Source organism: Sphingomonas alpina (assembly GCF_014490665.1).
In the GTDB taxonomy this organism is placed as follows: domain Bacteria; phylum Pseudomonadota; class Alphaproteobacteria; order Sphingomonadales; family Sphingomonadaceae; genus Sphingomonas; species Sphingomonas alpina.
In genome coordinates this window covers 1,435,014-1,447,106 of sequence record NZ_CP061038.1, presented here as the reverse complement: position 1 = coordinate 1,447,106, position 12,093 = coordinate 1,435,014, and the positions used below count along the sequence as shown (strand labels likewise).

Here is a 12,093-nt window from a genome sequence, read left to right as displayed (position 1 = left end):
CGGTCCAGTGCTGCGTTCAGACGTCAGCTTTTGTGGTTTCCGGTCATGCCGTCCTTTAGCCAACCCTCAAGTCACCTGCACGCGACCGATGTGTCGCGCCGATGGCGCATCACCTCAGACCCAAGATTTACTGTGGTATGAAGACAGCGGCCAAGCGCGGTGTCCGGCGCTATCAGAAGCCTGCACCCTGCCGCCAGAGCGTGGGGAGAAAAGGGGACCGGTCCATGCGCAGCAAGCTGTTCGTTCCATGCTCGCGCCCAGAATTCTTTGCCAAGGCGCTGGCCGGCGACGCGGACGCAATCTCGTTCGACCTTGAGGATTCGGTCCCGGAAGGCGGCAAGGTGCAGGCACGTGCACGGCTCATCGAGTTCCTCGCCTCGGATCATGCCCGCCAGAGCGAGTCGGGCAAGCGGATCATCGTGCGGGTGAACGCCCTCGCCTCACCCCATTTCGCAGACGACATCGCTGCCATCGCTGTGGCTGGCGTGGATTTCATAAACCTGCCCAAGGCAGAGCGCGCATCCGATGTGCAGGCGGCTGCGGCTGCGATTGATACGGCCGGATGCAGCAGCGGCCGGACCGAACCGACCGGCCTCCTGGTCAATATCGAGACACCGCGAGCGCTCGCCCATGCCGCGGAGATCGCTTGCGCGCATCCAATTGTTGCGGGTCTTCAGGCCGGGCTGAACGACCTGTTCGAGCCGCTCGAGATCGACCGCACCGACCTTCGTCACATCCACCCCCCACTTTGGACCATCCGCTTGGCGAGCGCTCAGGCCAGCTGCTTCGCGTATGACAGCGCTTATGCCGACCTTGGCGATGAGGATGGCTTTCGGCGCGAGGCGGAACTCGCAAGGGGTCTCGGCTTTCTCGGCAAAAGCTGCGTTCATCCCAAGCAGGTCGGGATCGCCAACATGGTGTTCGACCGACCCGATACCGACCTCGCCGCAGCTCGGCGCATCGTCGCCGCGGCGCAAAGGGCGGCCAGCGAGGGCAAGGGCGCCTTCTTGCTTGACGGTCGCATGATCGACCAGCCGATGATCGCCCATGCGCGTGCCGTGCTGGCCAACAGCGATGCCGCGGAGAACAGGCGATGATCGCCATCATACATGCAATCGGCCGCTGGTTTGCCATCGGCTTGCTGTTGCTGATGCATGCCGCGCCGGCCTGGGCAGCGGAGGAAGCATCTTCGGTACATGGTGCGCCCCTCCCCACGCTGTCGAGCGACAAGGCGCCTATGGTGCTCGTGGCGGTAGGCGGTCGACCGGTGGTCATCCAGCATGGATCGGCGCATATATTGAAGGCCGACAGGAGCGGCTGGACGGTGCTCGACCGACGCCAGCTCGGCCCTGACCCGCAGATCACGGGCAGTATCACCGACGGACATCGCACAGTGCTGCTGCTGGGCGGCTCGGCTGAGCGCCGAACGGATCGGGCCGCCCTGCTCCAGTTGGACGGTAACGCATTGCGCGGAAAGTTACTGCCGCCACTTCCCGTCGCGCTTTCCTCGGCACAGGGCGCGATTCAGGGCAGCGCGTTATTGATGGCCGGTGTGGCCGACGATGGGGCATCGCGACTCCTTCGGCTGACCTTGTCGGACGGATCGCAAGGCTGGGTGGAACAGCCGGCCTGGCCCGGCAACGGTACGCCGACCGCGCTGGTTTCGCAGGGGGCCGGGATATTCCTTACTCTCGACAATGGCCGTCGCCAGATGCGCTGGACCGCGAAAAGCGGCTGGCAGACGCGGGCACCGGCGCCCGGCCCTGTCATAGCAGGATCGGGGCGCCCCATCAGCCAGGCCAATATGCTTTATCTGCTGAGCGAGGCTCAGGGCAGCGCGGGCCTCTACAGCTACAACATGATCACCGATGCCTGGGCGCGGCTCGGACATCGCCAGGCGGGCGGTGTGATCGCCACCCTTCCGTTCGGTAATGGACTGCTCTCAGCCTGGCAGCGCGGCAATCGCCTCGACTTCGCCACGGCCGAGCTCGAGCTGAAACGCCGCCCGCTCGACCTCCTGGATTGGGCTGTTATCGGCCTTTACATGGTCGCGATGCTGTCGGTCGGCTTCTATTTCTACCGTCGCTCGAAACATGGCTCAGCCTCCGAATTCTTCCTGGGCAGCCGCACGATTCCCTTCTGGGCGGCGGGGGTCAGCATGTTCGCCGTCAACACCAGTTCGATCAGCTATCTCGCGATTCCGGCCAAGGCGTTCGACACGAACTGGGAATATATGATGTCCAAGATCGTCACGGTCGCGGGCCTCATCTTCGTCGCGATCTGGGTCATACCGATCTTCCGGCGATTGAACCTGGTGTCGGTGTACAATTATCTGGAGCTGAGGTTTCACCCGGCGATCCGCATGCTGGTCAGCGCGCTCAGCATCCTGATGCACGTCGGCGGCAGGATGGGAATCGTTCTGTTCCTTCCCGCGCTCGCGATCGGCACGATCACCGGCACGAATGTGGCGCTGTGCATCCTGATCCTGGGCATCTGTACCATCATCTACACCGCGCTTGGCGGGATGCGGGCGGTGGTGTGGACCGACTTCTTCCAGGTGATCGTACTGATGGGCGGGGCGATCTTCGCGATCGGCTTCATCGTTCATTCGCTTGGCATCATGCCGATCTATGAGACTGCCATGCAGTTCGACAAAGCGCATCTGGTGAATGTCAGCTTCGATTTCACCCAGCCGACGATCTGGGGATTTATCATCCTGATCCTGTTCGACACCGTGCTGACCTTCCCCAAGGATCAGGTGTTGATGCAGCGCGCGCTGTCGACATCGTCCGCCAAGCAGGCGAGCCGCTCGATCTGGCTGTTTGGCGCGGTGCTGCTGCCTGGGGGGTTCATCTTCTACCTCATGGGCACGGTTCTATTTGCCTATTACCGCGCCAATCCGGGTCGGCTCGATCCGCTGTTGCCGATCGACGCGGTGTTTCCCGCCTTTATCGGCACCGAACTGCCGCACGGCGTGACCGGCATGATCATCGCCGGATTGTTCGCCGCGGCGATGGGCTCGCTGTCGGGCACCATCAACAGCGTTGCGACATTGCTGTCGGTCGATTTCTACGAGAAGTTCACCAAGGATCCGACGTCGAAAAAGACCGTGCGCTTCGCCGAGTGGATGACGGTCGTCATCGGCCTGGTCGGCATCGGCATCGCGATCATCCTTTCGACGCTCGACATTCATTCGCTGCTCGACCTCACGATCGAGCTGTTCGGCCTGTTGGGAGGAAGCTGCGCAGGAGCCTATACGCTCGGCATGTTCACCCGTCGCGCCAATTGGCAGGGGGTTGCGATCGGCATCGTAACCGCCTCGCTGGTGACGCTGGGTGCCTGGGCCCTCGGCTTGGTGCACCCCTATTTCTATCTGGCCATTGCGATCGTGATGTCGATCGTGGTTGGTTATGCCGCGAGCCTGTTCTTTCCGCCGCCACAGGGTTCGCTCGAAGGCCTGACGATTTTCGCCAGGCGCGATCGGAACGCGGCGAACCGGGAGGCGGAGCGATCGACATCAACTTCCTGAAAACGTTCGTCGCGGTGGTCGATCATGGATCGATGGCAGCGGCGGCACGGACGCTGAACATCAGCCCGTCCGCGATCGCGCAACAGCTTCACGCGCTCGAGCGCGAGCTTGGCGCGCCGCTGATCGTCCGGGTCGGCCGTACCGTTCGCATGACCGAGCCGGGCGGGCGAATCCTGAATCAGGCGCGCCAGTTGCTCCGCGACGCGGATGATCTGCGCCGGATCGCCAATGGCGACGAACTCAGCGGCGAGCTGCGGCTGGGCGCTTGCACCACGGCACTGGTCGGGATGCTCCCGGAGATACTGGCACGCGTGAGCGGCAAATGCCCGCAGGTCAACGTCCATATCCAGTCCGGCAATTCGTCGCAGCTTTATGCCGAGGTCGAGGCGGGAAACCTGGACGCGGCGTTCGTGCTGGAGGCGCCGTATCTGCTGCCCAAGACGTGCGACTGGACGATGCTGCGCGAGGAATTGCTGATCCTCCTCGCCCCCCGGCACCTTGCCCATCGCCACCCGCATGACCTGCTCGAAAACGAGCCGCTGATCCGATATGATCGCAACCAGTGGGGCGGGCGCCGCGCGGAGGAATATCTGCGCCAGGCCGGCATCAGGCCGCAAGAACGGTTCGAACTCAACGCGCTGAATCCGATCGCGGTGATGGTCAATCGTGGGCTCGGCGTGTCGTTGGTCCCCGACTGGGCCGCGCCATGGCCCGAGGGCCTCGACCTGGTGCGACTGCCCTTGCCCACACCCTGCGTCGCCCGCCGCATCGGCATCGTCTGGTCGCGCGCCACGATCCGCATGGGCCTGGTCAGCGTGCTCCTGGAAGAGAGCGCGGCGGCCTGCGCCCCTCCCCCTTCTCCGTGAGCATCTGTTCATCGCTCCGGGACTGACGATCATCTCCCAATCGCAAAAGGCGCTCATGTTTTCCCTGGACTTCAATCCCTATGTGCCGCGGCCGATCGACTTGCCCGTGACCGTACCGCTTGCGCCGGATGCCGATCTTTCGGTGCTCGACGAGGCCAAGATTTTCGCGGCACCCGACGACCCGGCGGATTGGCCGGCCTGGCGCGCGGCGCTGACCCGCTGGCGCAGCGAAACCCGTCGGAGAATTGCTTATGACCCGCACCGCTATGCCGATCCGCGTCGGCTGGCGCGAGTCATGAACATCGCGTGGTTGTGGGACGAATTGCTCTACGATCATGCGTGCGGCGTGTTCACGGTGGATCGCTATCTCGACACGGCAGAGGCCGAATTCGGCGGCTTTGACGGCGTGACGTTATGGAATGCCTATCCGGTGCTGGGCATCGACGAACGCAATCACTTCGCCTTTTTCGAGGATGTGCCCGAGCTGCCGGATGTGGTCGCGGCGTTCCAGCGGCGCGGCGTGCGGGTCTATCTCAGCTACTATCCCTGGGAAACCGGCAGCGGCGAAGAGGCGATCGGCACAGTGATGGGGCTGGTCGGCAAGCTCGGTGTCGACGGCGTCTTTCTCGACAGCAGCAAGGAAGGCAGCACCGCGTTGCGCGCCGCGCTCGACTCGATCGATCCCACACTGACGCTGGAGGGGGAATCGCGCGTGCCGCTGGACCGCGTGGCGGATCAGCCCATGTCATGGGGACAATGGTTCGCCGATAGTCCGGTGCCGGGCGTGTTGCGCACCAAATGGCTCGAACGCCGGCACGAACTGCACCATATCAGGCGCTGGAACCGCAGCCATGTCGACGAACTCCATTCCGCCTGGCTCAATGGGACTGGCGTGCTGGTCTGGGAAATCGTCTTCGGCGTCTGGGTCGGCTGGACCGAGCGGGATCGCGAAACGCTTCGCGCCATGCGTCGGGTCTATCGGAGCCATGCCGACTGGTTCGTGACCGAAGACTGGACGCCACTCGCCGACCATGCCGCCGATGCACCCGCGATCTTCGCATCGCGCTGGGAACATAATCGCGAGCCGCTGTGGAGCATCGTCAATCGCGGTGCCGATCATGACGGCAACTGGCTGGTGGTCGATGGCGCGGCGCACGATGACTTTGTCGATCTCGTTTCGGGGACGCGCCTGCGCGTAACGGCATGCGGCGACGGCAAGGTGGCGGTCGGCGGCGCGCTTGCATCGGGTGCGATCGCGGCGGTTGCCCGTGATGCAGGCGCGGTCGAGCAGCCGGCACGGTCATCAGTCACGCCCTCATCCACATTCCCGCAGCGAATTGCGGTCCGCGTCGGGCATCCACGCACGGCACACAAGGTCGTGCCACAGGGAATGATCGCCGTCGACTGGCAGGGTGGCGATCTCACCATGACCCATCGCCTGCGTGAAACCGGGCTCTATGGTGAGGCCCCGTTCATCGACGAATGGAAGCCCCTGCCGCCGCGGCTGCACCAGACCGCACAGGTGACCCGTCATATCGGGGCCAGCCGCTTCGCAATCGCGCGACGAGAAGTGAGCAACAGGCAGTTCGCAGCCTTTCTCGCCGCCACCTCCTACCAACCGGTCCGCCCCGAGCGATTCCTCATGCACTTTAGAAACGGCGCTCCGGCGCCGGGCAGCGAGGAGTTGCCGGTCGCTTGTGTCGAACTGGCCGATGCCAGAGCCTATGCGGCATGGGCCGGCCTGCGGTTACCGACCGAGGACGAGTGGCAGATCGCCGGGCTTTCCGGGCTGATCGAGCGCAGTCGGCCCCAGCTATGGGAGCTTACCGAAAGCGAGCATAATGACGGGCGCAGCCGGTTCCACATCCTAAAGGGCGGCTGCGAACCGCTCCCGAGTCCGTCCGACTGGTATGTGGAATCGGGCCTGCGCGCGCCCGATTATGCAGTGAAGCTGCTGCAATGCGGCGCGGGTTTGAACCGCTCCCCCCATATCGGCTTTCGCTGCGCCGCCGATCTGCCTTGAGTACTGACGGCGGACCCGACCGGGTGGTCCGATCGGGCCTCGCTGCTGCTGATGCAGCAGGATGGTCCCCGGAATGCTGCGTTCCCACCAGTCGAGCGCCGTGTCGCTTGCCTGCAAAACCGCCAGATTGAACCAAAATGGCGATAGTTCCGACACTTAGACCCGCTGGCACATCGCTTGCTTATCCCACCGTGACGATCACCGGCGCAACCGCGCCGCCATTGAGCGGGGGATTCCTCTTTGTTGCACTTCACGAACCGAAAGCCCGTCCAGCTGCTCTCGCACGCCAGCCTGCTGGCACTGGCGCTGGCTGCGCCCCTGTTCGCATCGCCTGCCTTTGCTTCACCAGCCGCAACCGCTCCGGAGGGCGCACCCGAAGACAATGAAGCGGCCCTCCCCGCCGAGAGCGCAGACATCGTGGTCACGGCGCAGCGGCGCGAGGAGCGCCTGCAGAATGTGCCGACCGCGATCACTGCGCTCGGCAGCGATACGTTCAAGATCGGCGGCATTGGTCGTTCGGCGAACGAAGTGCTCAATCTCGTGCCCAATGCCTCTGCCGGGACACAGCAGCATGGCCGACCGCGCTGGTGGATTCGCGGCGTGGGCGCGGGCCAGCAACAACTCGACCTGGCCAATCCGGTCGGCTTCTATCTCGACGACGTCTATATCAGCAATGCGAGCGCCACCGGCCTGCCGCTGTTCGATATCGAGCGGGTCGAGGTGCTGCGCGGGCCGCAAGGGACTTTGTGGGGCAAGAACACCACCGGCGGCGCGATCAACGTGATCTCCAAGCGCCCCTCGCTCAGCGGCGGCAAGGACGATAATTACGTCAAGCTCGACTATGGCAGCTATGACAGCAAGATCGTCGAGGGCGGCGTCGGCGCAGTGCTGGTGCCGGATGTGCTGGCGACTCGCATCTCCTTCCATGTCGATGATCGCGACGGGCGCTACACCAATGTGTTCACCGGCGAGAAGTCGAACGGCGTCACCGACAATGTCCTGCGCGGGCAGCTGCTGTTCGCGCCCGCAGCGAATTTCGAAGCACTGCTCAGCCTGCATTACCGCGACTACAAGACCGATGGCGCCTATTGGACGACCGCCAGCTACGCCGCCAATGGCGTGCTCCGCAACGGCTATGCCCCGTCGACCGTCAAGGACGAGATCAGCATCAACGCCCCGGAATATAGCCGCAACACGCAATTCGGTGGCTCGCTGCATCTCGACGGGTCGATCGGCGATCTCTCCCTAACCTCGATCACCGGCTATGAACGCTTCAAGACGCGCGGCGCGGGCGACAGCGATTATACCCCGCTGGAAATCTCGCGGTCCTATACCCAGGCGCGCAGCCAGCAATGGACGCAGGAGTTGCGCCTCACCTCGCCCCAGGCGGACCGGCTGAACTGGATCCTGGGCCTGTATTATTTCAACGAGAAGATCGTCTCGAACGCTTATTCGGCAACGCTGCCGGCCGGGTCGGTGCCGGCCCTGTCTGGCGGTACGGCCCTCCAGGCCTACAGCCTCACCGCCTATAACCATAAGGCGGAGAGCGGGGCGGCGTTCGGCAGCGCGACGTTCAACTTCACCGATGCGCTGAAGCTGACGCTAGGCGCGCGCTGGACACGCGAAACCAAGACGCTCGACTTCGACCGTAGCGCCTCGCCCAATGCTCTCTCTGCCTCATGGAGCAATTATGCGCGCTGGTGGGATTCCTACACCGGCAGCTTCGGCGGCCCGGGCACCTTCTCCGGCAATTTCAACAAGACCTGGGACGCCTTCACCTATGAGGTGACGCCGTCATGGACCATCGCAACCGATCAGCTGCTCTACTTCAAATTCTCGCATGGCGTGAAATCGGGCGGGTTCAATACCGCAGCGACACTGCCCGTCGCGTTGGTCGCGGTGGCACCGGAGAAGCTCGATGCGTTCGAGCTCGGCTATAAATCGCAATGGTTCGATCGCCGTCTCACCTTCAACGCGACGCTCTTCCATTATGGTTATGACGATGTGCAGATCAACGTGGTGGGGCCCAATCCCGGCGCCGTCGGCGGCGCGACGGTCTCCTATCTGCAGAACGCCAGGAAAGCGCATGTCAACGGCGCGGAGATCGAGTTGGAAGCACGCCCGATCGAGCGGCTGACGCTGAGCGGCGCGGTCGGCATTCTCGACACCAAATATGATGAGCTGCAGGTTCTGAACGGTGGGCTCAACCTGTCCGGCGCACGGTTCGTGCGCGCGCCGAAACTGACGCTGAACGGTAGCGCGACCTACACCATCCCGCTGGGCGGGAGCGGCAGCGTCGATCTGGCGGCGGATGCGCGCTACACCTCGCTGCAATATTACTACATCACGCCGCAGGACACGGTAAACCGCCCGATCCTGACCCAGCCGGGCTATACCATCGCCAATGCCCGGATCAGCTATACCCCGTCCAACGATCGCTTCACGCTGTCGGCCTATGTGAACAACTTCCTCGACACCGACTATCGCAACCACTCGCTGCCGCAGAACAATCCCGCCGCCGCGATCAATGGCGACACGGTGAGCTGGGCCGACCCGCGCACCTATGGCGCATCGCTGATCGTGCGATTCTAGCCGGGAGCAGCCGGATTTCGCGCGCGATGTGCTGGCTGTTATTCGCTGTTATTCGCGAAACTATTTTTTGCTGGCTGTTATGTTGGATTTTGGCCGGTCATTTTCGATGATCTTTCAATAGCTTAATGAGGGGCTGGCTGTTCCGCAATAACAGCCATGGAACAGCCAGCATAACAGCCACCGAACAGCCAGGTATCAGCCAGGGAACAGCGATGGCCGCCGGCTGTTTTCCGACCGGATTCACCGGTCGAAAATTCGACAATCTTCAAATTTAGAAAGAGCGTGGCGGGACGCGCGGGGCGGCTCGTCCGGCCTGTACTGCCATGTGCCGCGACGGGGTTGAATCGGCCGAGGTGAGCCTTTCCGGGGCCAAAAAGGGCGATGAGTACTCCCCAATTTGTCTGGCTGTGGCGGTTAGTGGTCATTCCAGGCGCCTTGGGCCGGCGATCTATCGGAATGCCCGTTTATGGGCCGTTAGGCGACAGGCGGGTTCGGGCGGCCAATAATGGATAGCCGTCGTTCAGCGGGTCCGGGTGGACCGGCTGGTGTCGACCAAAGCCGGTCGTTCGCATGCGCAACTATGAACGTCCGCTCCTTACAGAAGCTGCCGATTGGACGCCTTGAAGCAGACCGTCAGAAAAAGACGGCGTGGTGGGCATCCGTCAAAGAGAAGCACTTGCTCCTCTTATGTTCCTAAGAGTCCTCGTCAAACGGGTCTGTTTTCGGATCGTCGGATCAGGCCCGGATCCCCTGCATGTTCCATTCGGGCTGGATCATGCGGATAAGTCCGGCCTCAAGGCCGGGGGCCGTCAACACTGGAAGCCCACGCCATTCCGTGGCTTCGGGGGTTGCGATCAGGATTTCAACGCGGCTGCCAGCGCCAAGGGCGGCAAGGATCAAGCCTTTCACCCGCGCGCTCGTGCGCTGACGGCTGTGACCTCGGACATAGTGCCCCATGCGCCCGCGCAAGCCGCGCTGGGTCAGGCCGATATACCGGATGACACTGTCGACGACGAAGACATAGACCCCAGGGTCGGCCGGAACGATGCAATCAAGCTCAAAGGCATCATCGCTGACCAGCGCCCATTGGCCGAGCCGCGAGAACCCGGCCTCGATCAGCCGCTCCACCGGATAGGGTGGAGCCACCATCACCGTCGATGTGACAGCTTTTACCACCGCCTTTCGTGTTGCCGGCGCAGCGCCAGCGGGGTCGCCTCGTGATCGGCCGAGATCGATCCCCGATCGCTCAAGAACCTGACGGACATGCTGATATCGGATGTCGAGGTGGGTCGCGATTTCGGTCCGCAGATACCCAGCGAGCGCGAGCGCGCGGATTTTATCGGCTTTCGTCGTCATGCCGGCGACGGTTTCGGCAGGCGATGGGCGTGCTGCCGAAACCTGTGATCCTCCGCTCATCCGCTCAGGCCATCGTCGCCGCGCCAATCCGCGCACTGAAATCATGCTCCCCTCCGGGAAGGATCAAATACCGCATGGTCAGCGCATCACTTGGAGCCCCCCGCGTGTCGTCATCGACTCCAAGGATCTGGACCGCCGCGAAGAAGCCGTTGGTATTGCGAAGGACTGCAATTTCACCGGTCTGGAGGGTGCGCGAGCGGGAGGTGAAGTCATAAGCCGACGCATCGGTGATCTGCTCGATGGCGGTCGCCCCGCGCGCAACGGCGATACCATGGATCGATTGGGGGTCGTTGTAGAGATGGATACTGGTTTCGCTTCCCTTGCTCCACTGGGTCTCGAATGCCGTCGCGTCGGTGCCGATGACGTACCGGCCGTTGAACGCGCCGTAGTCGAACGTCACCTCACCAGACATGGCCCCGGACGTAGGCGGAGGCACGTCGGACGCCTTGCCCGACGTCGGTCCGACCCCGACCTTGTTCGCAATTTCGACCGCGAGCGCAGCCGGTGTGTAGCGTCCCGCCGAGAGGTATTGGATCGTATCGGGGAGCCCAGGCACCGCCGTGTCGTCGAAGCGGACAGGAAGGATATATTCGGCCTCGTCCTTCATCTGACGGCTGATCGCCGAGCGCCGCTCCTGGCGAGTCCATGCTTTTGCGACGTACTCGGCCGAGATGAACATCACCACATACTGGGTGCCGCGCGAGTAGATCTGGTGGAAGTGCTCCGCGCCATCCTTGCCCCACAGGGTATTGGCCTCGAACTCATCATAGAAGACGGCGACGTGGCGGGCAGCGAGAGCGCGGGCAACGTCGCGCACATACTCGCGCTGCTCACCCGCGAACGACAGCGCCACCTGATACGGGCGGAGGTCATGTTCGATCTGTGCGGCGACTGGCGGGTCAGCCGGTAGCCCGCGTGACGCTGCCGACGCCGCTGGTGACGCCGGCTCAGCTTTCGCAACCCCGACCTGATCCAGGCCGACATCGAATTGCCGGAAGCGGTAATCGATCTTGGGAAGCAGAGCCTCTACGCGCTTGTTGATGACATCTCCGGCCGTGCCGCGCCCCATCATGTCGATCCATTTATCCAGCTCGGCTGCGCCGCGCAGCACGGGAAGAAGGTCGCGTGCCCGCAGGAACGCCTGATCCCGGCAGGCCTGATAGTCGATGTCCGGCACCGACTTGATATGGCGGAGCGTCGCCAGCATCTCGCTAAGGGCCGCATCGAACTCCTTCTCGATCAGCTCGGCCATTGCCTTCAGCGTAGCTCCTGATCGGAGCAAGCCCCGCGCGGCGTTGCGCGTCGAGATCGCGTTCGCCTCCGCCTTCGCCCGGGCGCCGGCATCGTCGCGGATCGTGTAGAGCCGGGCGAGGAAATCGTTGATGGTCGGATGCTCGTGATTTGCCATGCTGGCAATATAACTAATTGCGATAGTCGAACCACTAATACGAGCGATGACCGAGATACTGGGGCCGTCGCCTGCACAGCTATCGCGAAGCGGCAATGCGGATCCCCGCCGCAGGCTGATCCTCTCGACATTCAGGGTTGGGTTGCTGTCTCTACGGCTAGCACGGCGACGATGCACTGATCGCCACCGTCAACGGCCATCTGAACGGCGAAAACGACCAAGACCGCGCTTTCCACGGCGACTCTATTGCGGTTGAATC

Annotated in this window: 7 protein-coding genes; 5 read left to right on the top strand and 2 right to left on the bottom strand. The window is 63.2% G+C overall.

Features of this window, described 5'->3' with window-relative positions; all coding sequences use genetic code 11:
- Positions 1 to 224: 224 nt before the first annotated feature.
- From H3Z74_RS06605 to H3Z74_RS06585, 5 genes are all read left to right on the top strand, one after another.
- A complete protein-coding gene (locus H3Z74_RS06605; protein WP_187763140.1) occupies positions 225 to 1,097 on the top strand; it encodes an HpcH/HpaI aldolase/citrate lyase family protein in 873 nt (290 codons plus the stop codon).
- A complete protein-coding gene (locus tag H3Z74_RS06600) occupies positions 1,094 to 3,529 on the top strand; it encodes a sodium:solute symporter (RefSeq protein WP_187763139.1) in 2,436 nt (811 codons plus the stop codon). The genes H3Z74_RS06605 and H3Z74_RS06600 overlap by 4 nt, the downstream gene beginning before the upstream one ends.
- A 14-nt stretch (positions 3,530 to 3,543) precedes the next feature.
- On the top strand, positions 3,544 to 4,395 hold the full coding sequence (locus H3Z74_RS06595) for a LysR family transcriptional regulator (protein ID WP_229726934.1): 852 nt from the start codon (positions 3,544 to 3,546) through the stop codon (positions 4,393 to 4,395).
- A 55-nt stretch (positions 4,396 to 4,450) separates the two neighbouring features.
- Complete coding sequence (locus H3Z74_RS06590; protein ID WP_187763138.1) at positions 4,451 to 6,418, top strand: SUMF1/EgtB/PvdO family nonheme iron enzyme; 1,968 nt, start codon at positions 4,451 to 4,453, stop codon at positions 6,416 to 6,418.
- A 243-nt stretch (positions 6,419 to 6,661) separates the two neighbouring features.
- A complete protein-coding gene (locus tag H3Z74_RS06585) occupies positions 6,662 to 9,010 on the top strand; it encodes a TonB-dependent receptor (RefSeq protein ID WP_229726933.1) in 2,349 nt (782 codons plus the stop codon).
- A gap of 735 nt (positions 9,011 to 9,745) precedes the next feature.
- Here the strand turns inward: H3Z74_RS06585 and H3Z74_RS06580 are convergent.
- Positions 9,746 to 10,471, bottom strand: a complete 726-nt coding sequence (locus H3Z74_RS06580; RefSeq protein WP_229726932.1) for a GIY-YIG nuclease family protein — start codon at positions 10,469 to 10,471, stop codon at positions 9,746 to 9,748.
- Entirely contained in the window at positions 10,431 to 12,011 is a 1,581-nt protein-coding gene (locus tag H3Z74_RS06575; protein WP_187763136.1) for a TIR domain-containing protein, read from the bottom strand. The genes H3Z74_RS06580 and H3Z74_RS06575 overlap by 41 nt, the downstream gene beginning before the upstream one ends.
- Positions 12,012 to 12,093: the final 82 nt, after the last annotated feature.

Coding starts and splice junctions, on each gene's coding strand:
- H3Z74_RS06580 (WP_229726932.1), bottom strand. CDS start 10,471: ATGATTTCAGTGCGCGGATTGGCGCGGCGACGATGGCCTGAGCGGATG.
- H3Z74_RS06600 (WP_187763139.1), top strand. CDS start 1,094: ATGATCGCCATCATACATGCAATCGGCCGCTGGTTTGCCATCGGCTTG.
- H3Z74_RS06605 (WP_187763140.1), top strand. CDS start 225: ATGCGCAGCAAGCTGTTCGTTCCATGCTCGCGCCCAGAATTCTTTGCC.
- H3Z74_RS06590 (WP_187763138.1), top strand. CDS start 4,451: ATGTTTTCCCTGGACTTCAATCCCTATGTGCCGCGGCCGATCGACTTG.